The 16,133-nt window shown below is 60.3% G+C and carries 13 protein-coding genes; 10 read left to right on the top strand and 3 right to left on the bottom strand.

Features of this window, described 5'->3' with window-relative positions:
- Positions 1–43 precede the first annotated feature (43 nt).
- Positions 44–1,069 (top strand): fimbrial protein, encoded by a 1,026-nt coding sequence (locus AXG89_RS07930; protein WP_082771367.1) that lies wholly within the window; start codon positions 44–46, stop codon positions 1,067–1,069.
- A 27-nt stretch (positions 1,070–1,096) separates the two neighbouring features.
- On the opposite strand, the gene queF is transcribed toward AXG89_RS07930, so the two are convergent.
- Genes queF through ilvA form a run of 3 tightly spaced genes read right to left on the bottom strand, consistent with a single transcriptional unit; the run spans position 1,097 to position 4,356 of the window.
- Positions 1,097–1,924: an NADPH-dependent 7-cyano-7-deazaguanine reductase QueF gene (gene queF / locus AXG89_RS07935; RefSeq protein ID WP_062169070.1), complete on the bottom strand. Its 828-nt coding sequence runs from the start codon at positions 1,922–1,924 to the stop codon at positions 1,097–1,099.
- The gene (locus AXG89_RS07940; protein WP_062169072.1) at positions 1,921–2,826 is read right to left on the bottom strand and encodes a 5'-nucleotidase; all 906 of its coding nucleotides are present in this window, start codon (positions 2,824–2,826) and stop codon (positions 1,921–1,923) included. Before AXG89_RS07940 ends, queF begins: the two co-directional genes overlap by 4 nt.
- 6 nt (positions 2,827–2,832) lie before the next feature.
- Entirely contained in the window at positions 2,833–4,356 is a 1,524-nt protein-coding gene (gene ilvA, locus AXG89_RS07945; RefSeq protein WP_062169074.1) for a threonine ammonia-lyase, biosynthetic, read from the bottom strand.
- A gap of 303 nt (positions 4,357–4,659) precedes the next feature.
- Between ilvA and AXG89_RS07950 the strand changes: the two genes are divergently transcribed.
- The 9 genes from AXG89_RS07950 to AXG89_RS07990 all read left to right on the top strand — a co-directional run bounded on the left by AXG89_RS07950 (position 4,660) and on the right by AXG89_RS07990 (position 16,061).
- The gene (locus tag AXG89_RS07950; RefSeq protein WP_062169075.1) at positions 4,660–5,649 is read left to right on the top strand and encodes a serine hydrolase domain-containing protein; all 990 of its coding nucleotides are present in this window, start codon (positions 4,660–4,662) and stop codon (positions 5,647–5,649) included.
- 436 nt (positions 5,650–6,085) lie between these two features.
- The gene (locus tag AXG89_RS07955; protein ID WP_062169077.1) at positions 6,086–10,177 is read left to right on the top strand and encodes a DUF3683 domain-containing protein; all 4,092 of its coding nucleotides are present in this window, start codon (positions 6,086–6,088) and stop codon (positions 10,175–10,177) included.
- Positions 10,178–10,211: 34 nt separating this feature from the next.
- Positions 10,212–10,643, top strand: a complete 432-nt coding sequence (locus AXG89_RS07960) for an HIT family protein (protein WP_062169079.1) — start codon at positions 10,212–10,214, stop codon at positions 10,641–10,643.
- Positions 10,644–10,669: 26 nt separating this feature from the next.
- A complete protein-coding gene (locus AXG89_RS07965; RefSeq protein ID WP_062169081.1) occupies positions 10,670–11,080 on the top strand; it encodes a gamma-butyrobetaine hydroxylase-like domain-containing protein in 411 nt (136 codons plus the stop codon).
- A gap of 97 nt (positions 11,081–11,177) precedes the next feature.
- Positions 11,178–11,909, top strand: a complete 732-nt coding sequence (gene ubiE / locus AXG89_RS07970) for a bifunctional demethylmenaquinone methyltransferase/2-methoxy-6-polyprenyl-1,4-benzoquinol methylase UbiE (protein ID WP_062169083.1) — start codon at positions 11,178–11,180, stop codon at positions 11,907–11,909.
- Positions 11,910–11,935: 26 nt separating this feature from the next.
- A complete protein-coding gene (locus AXG89_RS07975; protein WP_062169084.1) occupies positions 11,936–12,952 on the top strand; it encodes a Tim44 domain-containing protein in 1,017 nt (338 codons plus the stop codon).
- A 173-nt stretch (positions 12,953–13,125) separates the two neighbouring features.
- On the top strand, positions 13,126–13,824 hold the full coding sequence (locus AXG89_RS07980) for a ubiquinone biosynthesis accessory factor UbiJ (protein WP_082771368.1): 699 nt from the start codon (positions 13,126–13,128) through the stop codon (positions 13,822–13,824).
- 11 nt (positions 13,825–13,835) lie between these two features.
- Positions 13,836–15,413 carry a ubiquinone biosynthesis regulatory protein kinase UbiB gene (gene ubiB, locus AXG89_RS07985; protein ID WP_062169086.1) on the top strand — a complete coding sequence of 526 codons (1,578 nt, stop codon included), beginning with the start codon at positions 13,836–13,838 and terminating at the stop codon, positions 15,411–15,413.
- 3 nt (positions 15,414–15,416) lie between these two features.
- Positions 15,417–16,061 carry a methyltransferase domain-containing protein gene (locus AXG89_RS07990; RefSeq protein WP_062169088.1) on the top strand — a complete coding sequence of 215 codons (645 nt, stop codon included), beginning with the start codon at positions 15,417–15,419 and terminating at the stop codon, positions 16,059–16,061.
- Positions 16,062–16,133: the final 72 nt, after the last annotated feature.

The raw sequence follows: 16,133 nt of genomic DNA on the forward strand, positions 1-16,133 counted from the left end.
AGTACGCGGGCCAACGTGGCCATTGCCAGGAGCCGCCCACCATATGCGTTCGAGTCAATTCAGTCGTCTCATTCAAAGAGCTATAGTTTTATTGCTTCTATTAGTGACGGTCAAAGCCTTCGCCCGCTACACCGATTGCACTGCGCCGCTCCCGCTAACCGTAAATTTACCGTCGGTGTCTGTGCCCAGCAGTCTTCCGGTAGGACAGCCGATTCCTGGTGCAAAGGCAAGCTTCGCAATTCCCGTTACCTGCTCATATACCTTTCCAGGCGGCTCGCGTTGGCATATCAGCAGCGTGTCGGCCACGATCGCGCTGGTTTCAGGCTTTTCCGACGTCTATACGTTTAGCGGGATGGGAGCCGGCGTAGGGTTTCGCATGAGAGGAGCCGATGGATCGATCCTCGCGCTAGTCATCCATGGGACTTCATTAAATGCGTTCGACGTGGGGCCGGCGAACAATGGCAGTAATCTGCTTCAAGGATCATTCGAATTGGTGAGAACTGCGAAATTGATGACTCCCGGATCGTTTAGTTTTTCGATGGTCGCAAGTGTCAATGATCAGGAATTTGCAAACAAGACCGACACGAACAGCAATATGAAATTCGGATATACGATGAATCCCGTTACTGTAGCGGCATGCACCGTTACACAAACAGACATTGCGGTGACATTGCCTACAATTCCTACTTCAGCGCTTTCGTCTGTTGGCGCCACAGCCGGATCGCAATTGTTCGCAATAAACCTGCAATGCGAGGAGGACGCCAAGCCGCAAATCAGTATCGCTGACGTGGTAACCCCGTCGAATCAATCTACCGAACTCAGTCTTGCTCCAGATTCAACCGCAACCGGGGTTGCGGTGCAGATTCTTAGCGGTTCGTCATTGGTGCGGTATAGCCCCTCGTCTCTTTTCTACACCACGAGTAATGTTCCACTTACTAACACGATAAGTTTTGGAACATTTTCTGGAACCGCTCATATCCCGTTCAATGCACGTTACGTGCGCGTCGCCGGAACGCTAAAAGCAGGAACGGTCCGGGCGCTCGCAACATTCACTTTTTCCTATCAATAGCCCTGCCTGTGATGCTTTCGAATGGTTCTACTGCCGCGCAAGCCGCGCGTTATCCGGCATCGGCAGATTGAAGTTGGTCCGGAACGGGTTGATGTCGAGCCCGCCGCGCCGTGTGTATCGTGCATAAACGGCAAGGCGTTCCGGCTTGCATTCGCGCATTACATCCACAAAGATTTTCTCGACGCACTGCTCGTGAAACCCCGTGTGTTCGCGGTACGAAATGATGTACCGGAGCAAACCGGCATGATCGATCGGCGCGCCGACGTACCGAATCTGCACGCTGCCCCAATCCGGCTGGCCGGTGACCGGACAATTCGATTTCAGCAGGTTTGAGAACAAGGTTTCATCGACCGGTGATTCACCATGTGATGCGCTCAACAACGACGGATCGGGCGTATAAATATCCGCATCCAGATCCAGCCGGTCCAGCGACAAACCCTCGAATTCTTCCATCTTCAACTTCACGCCAAACTCATAAGGCGCGACAAGCTGAACCGAAACGTTCGCGCCGCAAATAGCGGAAACGTCCTTGCGAATGGCGGCACGAACTTCATCGATGGAATCGAAAGCCGTCTGCGAGAACGATCCCAGATACAGCTTGAACGACTTCGACTCCACGATATTCGGCGAATCCGCCGGCACGATGAACGTCGCCACCGCAATCTGCGGCTTGCCCTTGCGGTTCAGCCACGAAAGCTCATAGCCATTCCAGATGTCCGTGCCGAAAAACGGCAGTCGCGCCGTCAGCCCGATCGCCGCGCGGCCTGACGCCCGATCGATGGGAAAGAGCAGCGAAGGATCGTATTGTTCGCGGTACTGGACCGGCTTACCAAGGGGAGATTGTTCTGGCGTCATGATGCGTTCGCTATGCCATTCGGTACGTGTCCGGTCGCTGTCACGACGCGGGCCGATTCGATGTGGCCAATTTGGTCGTCGAAGAAAAAGTCGGGTTCGAACTTGGCCAGGAACGGGCCTTTGTTCAATCCACCGAGGAACATCGCTTCGTCGATTTCGATGTTCCAGGCCATCAGCGTCCGGATCGCGCGTTCGTGCGCCGGTGCGGAACGCGCAGTGACGAGCGCCGTGCGAATGCACATCCGCGTTGCTTCATGGCTGAGTTTTTGCAGCTTGTGAAGCGCTTCGAGCAACGGTTTCAACGGACCGTTTGCCAGAGCCAGATCCTTCTTGCCGACCTCGTGCTCGACAAACGCGGGCAATCCCCGCGACTGAAACACTTGCTCGGCTTCGTCGGAGAAAAGGACAGCGTCGCCGTCGAAGGCAATGCGATTCTCGTCAGGATACCGGCTTGCCGTCAGCGGCGCTCGCGGAACGACGGTCGCGGCGGGGAAGCCGGCGGCGATGGCATCGCGTACATCGATCGAATTCGCCGATAAAAACAACGACGCGCGAAACGGTTCCAGATATCGAAACGGCGACTCGCCGCGCGTGAACACGCCGCGTTCAATTGCGAGGCCATGTTCCTTGCACGAACTGAACGCGCGCAACCCGCTGATGGGATCGCTGCGCGACAGGATCACGACTTCCACGCGCCGCTCGCTGTCAACGTTCAGCGCCAGCAGTTTCTCGATCAATGAAAACGCGATGCCCGGTTTAGCCGGAACGCTCAGGCGCGAACGCTGCAGCGCTTCGTATTCGCGCAGATCTCCGGATTCGTAGACCTCGTTTTCTTCCTCGAAATCGAACAACGCTCGCGACGAAATCGCGACCACCAGCTTGTCATCGAGCGTGAACGCCATGCGCGGTCAGGCCAGGAACAGCTTGTAGACCGGGTTCGCGCCTTCATCCCACCACGGGTAACCCAGCGTCGCGAGGAATTGCCCGAACGCGGCGTTATCGGATTGAGGAACCTGGATACCGACCAGGATCGAGCTCGTGTCCGCGCCTTGGTTGCGGTAATGGAACAGGCTGATATTCCAGTTCGGCGCCATCGATGAAAGGAATTTCATCAGCGCGCCCGGACGCTCGGGGAATTCGAATCGCAGCAGGCGTTCGTCCTGCGCGAGCGGCGAATGGCCGCCGACCATGTAGCGGATATGTTGCTTGGAGAGTTCGTCATGGCTGAGATCGACCGTGGCAAACCCATGTTCGATAAACGCATTCGCCATCTGCACGGCTTCGTTGCGCGTCTTGATCTGCACGCCGACAAAGATGTGCGCGGCGTTCGAATCCGCGATCCGGTAGTTGAACTCGGTCACGCTGCGCGTGCCGACCAGTTCGCAGAAGCGCCGGAAACTGCCGCGCTCTTCGGGGATCGTCACGGCGAACACGGCTTCGCGCGCTTCGCCGACTTCCGCCCGTTCCGCGACAAACCGCATGCGGTCGAAATTCATGTTCGCGCCGGACGTGATGGCGACGAGCGTCTTCGCTTCCAGCGCTTCGCGCTCGGCGTAGAGCTTCGCGCCCGCAACTGCCAGCGCGCCCGAAGGTTCCAGCACGCTGCGTGTGTCCTGGAAGACGTCCTTGATGGCGGCGCAGAGTGCGTCGGTGTCTACCGTGACGACTTCGTCCAGCAGTTCGCGGCAGATCCGGAACGTTTCCTCGCCGACGAGTTTTACCGCCGTGCCGTCCGCGAACAGGCCGACTTCGCTGAGCGTGAGGCGTTCGCCGGCGGCGATGGATTGCTTCATCGCGCATGAATCGATGGACTGCACGCCGATCACGCGGATCTCCGGGCGCACCGCTTTCACGTACGCCGCGACGCCCGCCGCCAGTCCGCCGCCGCCGATGGGGACGAAGATGGCGTGGATCGGGCCTTGATGCTGGCGCAGGATTTCCATCGCGACAGTGCCCTGGCCGGCGATCACGTCGGGGTCATCGAACGGATGAACGAAGGTCAGCGCACGTTCTTCCTGCAACTTGACAGCGTGGCCGTAGGCGTCGCTATACGACTCGCCGTGCTGGACGATTTCGACGGTCGGGCCGCCGAATGCGCGCATGGCGTCGATCTTCACTTGCGGCGTGGTCACCGGCACGACGATCACGGCCTTGCAGCCGAGCCGCGTGGCGGAATAGGCGACCCCTTGAGCATGATTTCCCGCCGATGCCGTAATCACGCCACGGGCGAGAATATCGGCGGGGAGGTGCACCATCTTGTTGTACGCGCCGCGAATCTTGAACGAGAACACCGGCTGGTTGTCTTCGCGCTTCAGATAGACCGAGTTGTGCAGTCGCGCGGACAGATTGCGGGCGGGTTCGAGTTCGCTTTCGCGGGCGACGTCGTAGACGCGCGCGGTCAGGACTTTCTTCAGGTAATCAGGGTGTGCCATGCAGGAGCCGTTCGCGCGCTCGGGAGCACGCCATTTTTGAGCGAAAGCAATAATGATAGCTCAGGGGGCCGCCGGCGCCCGGCTCGGGCGGTCTTCGACTTCGTTAGCGCACCGCCGGCGCCCGCAATCCGCCTTCCCCGACGAGAGTCGACGATTGTCACTTTTCCGCATATTTCGCGCGTGGTGGTCTGGCCGGGCGAAGAATAGCCGTGGCTCCGCGTCTACTTGACCGTCCGCGCCCAAACCTGAGACACGCGCCGGTCATGCTTGCGGGTTCATTCAACTGTTCACGGTGGATTGGATATGCATTCAGACTGGCTGACAGACAAACGTGAGAAGCATGAATTCGACGCCAGCGTGCTGGCCGATGTGCTGGACAACGGAGCGCGCGAACCCGGCCTTCGCAGCCTGCTCGTGGTCCGCAACGGATCGCTGGTTGGCGAACGCTATTACAGCGGCGCGTCAGCCGACGACCTCCAGCCGCTCAATTCAATTACCAAGAGCGTGACCTCCATGCTGGTCGGACAGGCGTTGCAGCGTGGCGTGATCCGAGGAGGATTGAGGGCGACGGTGCGCGAGCTTTTGCCGGAAGCGGTGGCCAAGGCGCCTGACTCACCCGCAGCCGGCGTAACCGTCGCGCAAATCCTTTCGGGGAGGGCGGGTCTCATCTACGACTGGCAAGCGCGTTACGACGAACTCATGAGCGCGCCCGATCTGGTCTCCATGGCGCTCGCTCTTCCTGCCGATCCAACATCGCCACCGCCCTGGATCTACAACGACCCGGCCGTTTCGTTGATTTCGCCGATCCTGTCGAGGGCAGAAGGCCTCGATCTCGCCGATCTCGCCGCGCGCGATCTCTTCGCCCCGCTTGGCATCGAGCGCTACGAATGGGCCCGCGACAACGCCGGCCGGTCGCTGAGCTTCGCCGGCCTGGCGCTGCGTCCGCGCGACCTGATGAAATTGATCTGGGTCATGGCCAATGACGGCAAGTGGCATGGCCGTACCGTGATTCCCGGCGCCTGGGTGAGCGACAGCACGCACTCCCATGGCGCGGCGAGCTGGCGTGTCAGGCATGTCACGAACATCGGTTATGGTTACTTGTGGTTCACCGGTGTGATCCACGGTAATCCGGTTGTACTGGGCTGGGGTTACGGCGGACAGTTTGCGCTGTGGGCGCCGGGGTTGCGGCTGGCGGTGGCGACATCGGCTGTATCGCCGCCCTCGGAACAACTGGCCGCTCAGACCGGGGCGATCATGGCGCGTATCGTCCGGCTGGTACTGGCGGCAAGGTAAAACCGCCGGACGCGCAAAAATCGGCAAAAAGCCGTCCGAAAAGCGCATGCATAAAGCCCTTCAACCCGCTAGCGAGCGCGAACGGCGAATATCGCGATGGGTTAGAATTCGCTTTTCGATACAGGATCGGAAGATGCAACGGCAGTGCCGGACCGGCTTTTTGACGCATGTTCCTCGCAACGCTCAACCCGAGTGCAGCGCGCTGTGCCGCATAACCCGCGCGGCTGCGAAATTTCGTGCGCAATTAGCGCGACATGCGCGATCGTGGCGCTGATTCCGGTACCTTCGAAGGTTTTGCATCGCTTGCCACCCTCTGCCGGCGAGCACCTTCACTAAAAAAGTTTCACTCGAAAAACTGCGCTTCCCCGCGCAATGCCGGCTATACCGCTGCTTCTGCTTCCAACAGCGCGGGCGCCGGCCCACCGAACTGTCGAATATGAACGCACCCCAAGCCTTCGATCCGAACGGCGCCGCGCATGCCGTGGCCCTGGATACCGAGCCGCGCCTGCGCGAAATTCCCTATAACTACACGTCGTTCTCCGATCGCGAAATCGTGATCCGCCTGCTGGGCGAAGAAGCGTGGGCCGCGCTCGCCAATTTGCGCAGCGAACGCCGCACGGGCCGCTCGGCACGCATGCTCTACGAGGTGCTGGGCGACATCTGGGTGGTGCGCCGCAATCCGTACCTGCAGGACGATCTGCTCGACAATCCGAAACGCCGCGCATTGTTGATCGAAGCGCTGAACCATCGTCTGGGCGATATCGAGAAGCGTCGTAAGGCCGACCTCTCGCAACATCAGGACGATGCCGGCCGCGACCGTGCCGCGCGAGTCGAGTTGCTGATCAGCGCCGCGTGCCGCGCGGTCGAGGACTTCAAAAAGGAGTTCGAGCAGACCTACGATTTGCGCAAGAAGGCATCGAAGGTGTTCAGCAAGGTCACCGAGAAAGACAACATCAAGTTCGACGGGTTATCGCGTGTATCCCACGTGACGGACGCGACCGACTGGCGCGTCGAATACCCGTTCGTGGTGCTTACGCCCGATACCGAAGCCGAGATCGCCGGCCTGATCAAGGCGTGTTTCGAACTCGGACTGACCGTGATTCCGCGCGGAGGCGGCACGGGCTACACCGGCGGCGCGATCCCGCTGACGCCGTTCGCGGCCGTCATCAACACGGAAAAACTGGAACAGCTCGGTCCCGTCGAGATGACGGATCTGCCGGGTGTCGATGGCAAGGTCGCGACCATTTTCTCGGGCGCGGGCGTCGTGACCCGCCGCGTGACCGAAGCCGCCGAGCAGGCCGGATTCGTGTTCGCCGTGGACCCGACGTCGCTGGATGCATCGTGCGTGGGCGGCAATGTCGCAATGAACGCCGGCGGCAAGAAGGCTGTTTTGTGGGGCACCGCGCTGGACAACCTCGCGTGGTGGCGCATGGTCGATCCGGAAGGCAATTGGCTCGAGATCACGCGCCTCGATCACAACCTCGGCAAGATCCACGACATTCCCGTGGCGCGTTTCCGGCTCGACTGGTTCGACGGTTCGCGCGCGCCAGGCGAAAAACTGCTACGCACGGAATCGCTCGATATCTCCGGCACGAAGTTCCGCAAGGAAGGGCTCGGCAAGGACGTGACGGACAAGTTCCTGTCGGGTCTGCCTGGCGTTCAGAAGGAAGGTTGCGACGGGCTGATCACATCGGCGCGATGGATCCTGCACAAGATGCCCGCGCATACGCGCACGGTCTGCCTGGAGTTTTTCGGCCAGGCGCGCGACGCGATTCCGAGCATCGTGGAGATCAAGGATTATTTGTTCGAGACGTCGAAGCAGGGCGGCGCGATCCTCGCCGGGCTCGAACATCTCGACGAACGCTATCTGCGCGCCGTCGGTTACGCGACCAAAAGCAAGCGCAACGCGTTTCCGAAGATGGTGCTGATTGGCGATATCGTCGGTGACGATCCGGATGCGGTCGCCCAGGCAACGTCCGAAGTCGTGCGCATGGCAAACGGCAAGAGCGGTGAAGGTTTCGTTGCGGTGAACGCCGAGGCGCGCAAGCGTTTCTGGCTGGATCGTTCGCGCACGGCGGCTATCGCCAAGCACACGAACGCGTTCAAGATCAACGAAGACGTCGTGATTCCGCTCAACCGCATGGGCGAATACACGGATGGAATCGAGCGGATCAATATCGAGTTGTCGATCAAGAACAAGCTGCAACTGGTCGATGCGCTCGAAACCTTCTTCAAGGCTGGCAAGCTGCCGCTTGGCAAGAGCGACGACGCGAACGAAATCCCGAGCGCCGAGTTGCTCGAAGACCGCGTGCAGCAAGCGCTCGATCTGCTCAAGCGCGTGCGTGAACGCTGGACGTTCGTCGGCGAAAAGCTGGATATGCCGTTGCGCGAAGCGCAGCATTATCTGGTTCAACTCGGTTACGAAGGTCTCGCCGAGAAGCTCGCGGATCGTGTGGATTCACAGCAAGGCGTTTGCGTATTCGATGTCGCGCAAGACCGGACCATCCGCATTTCCTGGAAGCAGGAACTGCGCGCGGAATTGCGCCATATCTTCAATGGCGGCGAGTTCAAGCCGATCCTCGAAGAAGCACAGAACATCCACAAGACGGTGCTGCGTGGCCGCGTGTTCGTCGCGCTCCACATGCACGCGGGCGACGGCAACGTCCACACGAACATCCCGGTCAACTCCGATAACTACGAGATGCTGCAGGACGCGCACGTCGCGGTCGCACGCATCATGAAGCTCGCGCGTGACCTGGATGGCGTGATTTCGGGCGAGCACGGCATCGGCATCACGAAGCTGGAATTCCTGACGGAAGAAGAAATCGGCGAATTCCGCGCGTACAAGCAACGGGTCGATCCGAACGGCCGCTTCAACGCCGGCAAGCTGCTCGCGGGCGCCGATCTGCGTAACGCCTACACGCCGAGTTTCGGGCTGATGGGTTATGAATCGCTGATCATGCAGCAATCGGATATTGGCGCGATCGCCGATTCCATCAAGGATTGCCTGCGTTGCGGCAAGTGCAAGCCGGTTTGCGCCACGCACGTTCCGCGCGCCAACTTGTTGTACAGCCCACGCAACAAGATCCTCGCCACGTCCTTGCTGGTCGAAGCGTTCCTGTATGAAGAGCAGACGCGTCGCGGGGTATCGATCAAGCACTGGGACGAATTCAACGACGTCGCCGATCACTGCACGGTTTGCCACAAATGCGTGACGCCGTGCCCGGTGAAGATCGATTTCGGCGATGTCACCATGAACATGCGCAACCTGCTGCGCAAGATGGGCAAGAAGAAATTCAACGCGGGCAACGCGGCGGGCATGTTCTTCCTGAACGCCACGAACCCGCAGACCATCAACCTCGCCCGCACGGCGATGATGGGCGTCGGTTACAAGGCGCAACGTCTCGGCAACGACGTGCTGAAGAAGTTCACGAAGAAGCAGACGGCGAAACCGCCGGCAACGGTCGGCAAGCCGGCGGTGACGCAGCAGGTCATCCACTTCATGAACAAGAAGATGCCCGGCAATCTGCCAAAAAAGACGGCGCGGGCGCTGCTGGATATCGAGGACAACAAGATCGTCCCGATCATCCGCAATCCGAAAACGACCACGTCGGATACGGAAGCCGTGTTTTATTTCCCGGGCTGCGGCTCGGAGCGGCTGTTTTCGCAAGTCGGTCTCGCGACGCAGGCCATGTTGTGGGAGGCGGGCGTGCAGACGGTCTTGCCGCCGGGCTACTTGTGCTGCGGTTATCCGCAACGCGGTGCAGGCCAGTTCGACAAAGCCGAAAAGATCGTCACGGATAACCGCGTGCTGTTCCATCGCGTGGCCAATACGCTGAACTACCTCGACATCAAGACGGTGGTCGTGTCGTGTGGAACCTGCTACGACCAGCTTGCTGGTTACGAATTCGAGAAGATCTTCCCGGGCTGCAGGATCATCGATATCCACGAATTTTTGCTCGAAAAGAACATCAAGCTGGAAGGCGTGAGCGGCACGCGCTACATGTACCACGACCCGTGCCACTCGCCGATCAAGACCATGGACCCAATCAAGCTCGTGAACGACATCATGGGCTCGGCGCACGATGGATACAAAATCGAGAAGAACGATCGATGCTGCGGCGAATCGGGCACGCTCGCGGTCACGCGTCCGGACATTTCCACGCAAGTCCGATTCCGCAAGGAAGAGGAAATCCGCAAGGGCGCGGCGAAGTTGCGTGACATTCCGCTTGTGGCCGAAGCTGGCGCCAACGGCATCAATCTGGCGAACGCGTCTGCAGGAACGGCGGGCGCTGCGCCGGGTTCAGTGCTAAAAGCAGGGGACGGCGCGTTATCCACCGGTACCGACGTCAAGATCCTCACAAGCTGCCCGTCGTGCCTGCAGGGTTTGTCGCGGTACAACGAGGATGCGAACATCGAAGCGGATTACATCGTCGTGGAAATCGCCCGCAAGGTCCTCGGCGCGAGCTGGATGGAAGATTACGTCGCACGTGCTAACGATGGCGGGATCGAGCGCGTGCTGGTGTAATAGCGAACCGGGGTAGTTTCGCTAGAGGAAAACGATGGACTGTGTTTTTTGTCGTGAAGACGACGGCGACGTCTTGTGGTCGGACGACGCGCTGCGCGTCGTCCTCGCCGATGAGCCCGACTGGCCGGGGTTTTGTCGCGTGATCTGGACCGCGCACGTAGCCGAGATGTCCGATCTCGAGAACGCGGACCGCGCAAAGCTGATGTCGGCGGTGAACGGCGTCGAGCGGGCGATCCGGCGCGTCATCTCGCCCGCAAAAGTGAATCTGGCGAGCCTCGGCAACCAGGTCCCTCACGTCCATTGGCACGTCATTCCCCGCCATTCCAACGATTCCCGTTTCCCGCTGCCCATCTGGGCGCCGCGCCAGCGCACGGTCTCGCAGGCGCTGCTGTCGAACCGGCGCGCTCAGGCAACCTTGCTGCGCGAAGCCGTCCGCAGCGAAATGGCGCTGGCGTTCGGGTCATAGCCCAAGACTTTCAATAAAGGCTCAACATGAGCGGACTTACCAAACAAACGCCGATTCCGACTGGCATCGTCGTGCATTCCAGGACGCGCGCGCTCGAGTTGCAATACGCGAACGATCAGACGTATCGCCTCGCGTTCGAGCTATTGCGCGTATATTCGCCGTCGGCGGAGGTTCAGGGGCATGGTCCCGGCCAGGAAACACTGCAGACGGGCAAGCGCGATGTATCGATCATTTCTGTCGATCCCGTTGGCCACTACGCGCTCCAGCTCAATTTCTCGGATGGCCACAACACGGGCATTTATTCGTGGGATTTCCTGCACGACCTCGCAGTGCGCCAGGAAGAGCTGTGGGCGGAGTATCTGGGCAAGCTGAAAGCGGCGGGCGTCGATCGCGACACGCCGATGGCGCCGAAAGCGTCCGGCGGACACTGCCACTGACCCATTTTAAATTTGGCAGCGGCGATTTGCCGCAGCACAAGGCCGACTGCTCGAAGGGTTCGGCCAATTACACGAACAAAAGGCGAGGACAAACGCGATGAGCAAGACCCACTTCGGTTTTGAAACGGTCGACGAACAAGACAAAGCGAAGAAGGTGGCGGGCGTGTTCCACTCAGTCGCGAGCAATTACGACCTGATGAACGACCTGATGTCGGGCGGATTGCATCGCGCGTGGAAGCTGTTCACGATCGGCCAGGCGAAGGTGCGGCCGGGCTACAAAGTGCTCGATCTGGCAGGCGGGACGGGCGATCTGGCGAAAGCGTTCGCCAAGCAGGCCGGTGAAAAAGGCGAAGTCTGGCACACGGATATCAACGAATCGATGCTGCGCGTTGGGCGCGACCGGCTGCTCGACAAAGGCGTGATCACGCCCACGCTGATCTGCGACGCAGAGAGGATTCCGTTCCCCGACAATTATTTCGATATCATTACAGTTGCCTTTGGGCTTCGTAATATGACGCACAAAGATGGTGCGTTGGCCGAAATGCATCGCGTTGTGAAACCGGGTGGGAAAGTGATGGTCCTGGAGTTTTCGAAGGTATGGGATCCGCTCAAGAAAGCCTACGATCTCTACAGTTTCAAGATCTTGCCGTGGCTTGGCGACAAGATAGCGAAAGATGCAGGTAGCTACCGCTACCTCGCGGAGTCGATCCGGATGCATCCGGACCAGGAAACTTTAAAAACAATGATGGAACGCGCTGGCTTGGAACAAGTCGAATATTACAATTTGTCAGGTGGCGTGGTAGCGTTACACGTCGGGACCAAATTTTAGTGTTCCACTTTTTAAAAGGATTCGAAATGTCCGATTCGCGCTTACCCCAATCTCGGGGTTTCCTGAAGTCGTTATTCAGGAAAGCCGGGGTCGTTGCGCTGGCTGGCGTAATCATGGCCGGTGCACTTGTTACAGAAGACGCCGAGGCTCGCCGCATGGGCGGTGGCCGCAGCATGGGCCGTCAATCCACTACGGCCACTCAACAACATCAGGCCACGCCGCCGTCGCAGTCCATGCAGCCGGGTCAGGCCGCGAACGCTCAGCGCGCAGCACCCGCTGCAGCGCCGGCCGCCGCTGCGGCACCCGCGCGTAACCGCTGGCTGGGACCGATCGCCGGTCTTGCGGCTGGTTTGGGTATCGCGGCATTGCTGTCGCACTTCGGTCTGGGCGGCGCGTTCGCCGGCGCAATGGCCAACATGATCATGATCGCGTTGATCGTTCTGGCTGCCGTGATGATCTTCCGCTTCATCATGAACCGCCGGAAAGGCGCGAGCCCTGCTTTGGCCAGTGCCGGCGCGGGTTCGCCGTTTGGAGGCAGCGCTCGTACCGGCATGAATCAGCCGCAGGAACCGAGCTACGTTCCGCCGTCGGCGCCGGGTGGGTACGGTCCGTCGGGCGTTCAGAGCTATACGAGTCCGGTCGACGCAGCGGCAGCCCCGCAAGTCGCCGTGCCGTCCGGTTTCGATACCGAAGCGTTCCTGCGCAATTCGAAGGTTTATTTTGTGCGTTTGCAGGACGCGTGGGATCGCGGCAATTCGAACGACATCCGCGAGTTCACCACGCCGGAAATGTTCGCTGAGGTGAAGCTGGATATCGACGCACGCGGCACGCAGCCGAACCGTACGGATGTCGTGCAACTCAATGCCGACATCCTCGGTGTTGAGGATCGCGGCACGGAAAGCCTCGCAAGCGTCCGTTTCCATGGCCTGATCCGCGAAACGGAAGGTGCTGCTGCCGAGCCGTTCGTCGAAATCTGGAACCTGTCGAAGCAGAAGTACGGCAACGAAGGCTGGTTGCTGGCCGGGATTCAGCAAGTTAGCTGAGTGTCGACCAGGGCGAGCAAGGCGACCAAGGCCATGTTCAGGCTTTGTCGGCTAGACCGGACGGCTAACGTTGCGTTTGGCGTGACCATTGCCAAACGATAACGCCAGTTGCAAAGGTAGAATAGAAACCCGCACGAGTGACCGCTTGTGCGGGTTTTTTCATCTCAGAGCCGATGACGCACGCAGACGAATCCGCCCAACCCGCAGTCCCCTCTGCCACCCAGGCCGCAGCCAGAACCGCATCGAAGGCGTTCGCGGCCGCTGTGAACCACGTGCTCGCGCGCGAACCATGGGCCCGCGAGCGTCTTGCCCCGTACGCAGGCAAGACGGCGTGCTTCGTGCTCGCGCCGTTCTCGCTGTATCTGATGGTGCAGCCAGACGGGCTGATTGGCGCTATCGACGAGAACCAGGCTACCTTCGACGTCACGCTCTCCGTGCCGCCAGACGCCATTCCCGCGTTCATGCAAGGCGGCCAGGCGGCCGTGATGAAACACGTGCGCATAGAAGGCGACGCCGAGTTTGCAACGACGATCGCGAAACTGGCCGAGCATCTGCGCTGGGAACCTGAAGAAGATCTGGCGCGCGTGATTGGTGACGGGCCGGCGTACCGGATCGGTTCCACCGTGCGGCTGGTGGGTGAACAAGCGCGCCGGTCGGGGCGCAACCTGCTTGAATCCGTGGCGGAATACCTGCTCGACGAACAACCTCAACTCGTGCGCCGCAGCGCCCTCGACACCTTCAATGCCGAACTGTCGATAGCCCGGGACGCGCTTGCGCGCGTCGAAAAACGCATCGAGCGACTCGAACAAAAAGCCGAAGCCCGAGGCGCATCTGCGCCCGGCGCCGCGTCATCGCGCGGCACGAGCAAGTAATGGGCTGAACCATGCGCTTTCTGCGTTTTTTCAAGATTTTCTTCACCGTAGTGCGATTCGGGCTCGATGAACTGGTGCTGAGCGGCATTCAGGACCGGCGCGTGCGCCTGCTGATGCGCATGACCACGTTCGGCCGAAAGTTCGAGGTCGCGCGCGGCGTGCGTTTGCGTCTCGCGCTTGAAAGCCTGGGCCCGATCTTCGTGAAGTTCGGGCAGGTGCTGTCCACACGCCGCGATCTGCTGCCGGTCGATATCGCGAATGAACTCGCGAAGTTGCAGGATCAGGTACCGCCGTTCGATTCGGATGTGGCTATCGCAATCGTGGAAAAGTCGCTGGGTGCGCCTATCGACGTTTTGTTCGACGACTTCGAGCGCGTGCCGGTTGCCAGCGCATCGATTGCGCAGGTGCACTTCGCCAAGATCAAGACGGGCGCGCACGTGGGCAAACCGGTCGCGGTGAAGGTGTTGCGTCCGAATATGCTGCCGGTCATCGATTCGGACCTGGCGTTGCTGCGCGACATCGCTTACTGGACCGAGCGGTTGTGGGCCGACGGCAAGCGCCTGAAACCGCGCGAAGTGGTCGCCGAGTTCGACAAATATCTCCACGACGAACTCGACCTGATGCGCGAAGCCGCAAACGGCAGCCAGTTGCGGCGCAACTTTGCGGGCCTCGATTTGCTGATGGTCCCGGAGATGTACTGGGACTATTCCGCGCCCACGGTCCTCGTCATGGAGCGCATGGTCGGCGTGCCGATCAGCCAGGTGGAAGTGCTGCGGGCGGCCGGGGTCGATATTCCCAAGCTGGCCCAGGAAGGCGTCGAAATCTTCTTCACGCAGGTTTTCCGCGACGGTTTTTTTCATGCCGACATGCACCCCGGGAACATTCAGGTAAGTCTGGCGGAGGACACGTTCGGGCGGTATATCGCGCTGGATTTCGGCATTGTGGGCGCGCTTTCCGACTTCGATAAAAACTACCTCGCGCAGAACTTCCTGGCGTTTTTCAAGCGCGACTATCATCGCGTCGCCACGCTGCATCTGGAATCCGGATGGGTGCCGCCGACTACGCGCGTCGAAGAACTCGAAAGCGCGATTCGCGCCGTGTGCGAGCCGTACTTCGACCGGGCGCTCAAGGATATTTCGCTGGGACAAGTGCTTATGCGGCTCTTTTCCACGTCGCGCCGCTTCAATGTCGAAATCCAGCCACAGCTTGTGTTGCTGCAGAAAACCATGCTGAATGTGGAAGGCCTGGGCCGCTCACTCGACCCCGATCTCGACCTGTGGAAGACCGCCAAGCCGTATCTCGAACGCTGGATGAACGAACAGGTCGGCTGGCGTGGCTGGTATGAACGGCTCAAACTCGAGGCGCCGCAATGGAGCAAGACGATGCCCCAGTTGCCCCGTTTGATCCATCAGGCGCTGGCCAGTCAGCACGACTCGTCGCGTGGCGGCAATGACGAACTCATTCGCCTGGTCCTGCAAGAGCAGAAGCGGACCAACCGGCTGTTGCAGGCGCTGCTGATTTTTGGTCTGGCGGTGGCCGCAGGCGCCGTGCTCGCCGAGTTCTGGCAGGTAATTGCGTACGGAGGCTAGACCATGGTCGATGACCCCAAACCGGCTGGGCCCGCTGCGGCGCCCGTGTTCAATACTCGCGACGCCAATTCGCCCGAGTTCTGGGACGAACGGTTCGACCGGCGTTTCATGCCGTGGGATCAGTCTGGCGTCCCCGAGGCGTTCATGGCGTTTGCGCTCGAGCATCGCAAAACCTTGGGAAGCGTGCTGGTTCCCGGCTGCGGCAGCGCGTACGAAGCGCTTTGGCTCACGCAGGAAAATTGGCAGGTCAAGGCCATCGACTTTTCACCAAGCGCGGTCGCCGCGGCTCGTCAGCAATTGGGCGTACACGCGGACGTGGTCGAGCAGGCGGATTTCTTCGCGTATCAGCCGCCGTTTGAACCGGACTGGATTTACGAGCGCGCTTTTCTCTGCGCTTTGCCGCGTGAACGCAGGCCGGATTACGCCACACGCATGGCGGCGCTCCTTCGACCGGGTGCATTGCTCGCCGGATTCTACTTTCTCGGCACGACGCCCAAGGGGCCGCCGTTTGGTATCGAAAGGGACGCGCTCGATGCGTTGCTGACTCCCCATTTCGAACTGGTCGAAGAGCACGATGTAACCGGTTCAATCAGCGTCTTCGCCGGGCGCGAGCGCTGGCTGACATGGCGCCGCCGCCCGGAAGTTTGAGCTGCCCGCTCTTTAAACCGCGGAAACTGCCGCCAAATAAAGAGCCGGTGGTTTCCGCACCGCTCCGCACGA

This window comes from Burkholderia sp. PAMC 26561 (assembly GCF_001557535.2).
GTDB lineage: Bacteria > Pseudomonadota > Gammaproteobacteria > Burkholderiales > Burkholderiaceae > Caballeronia.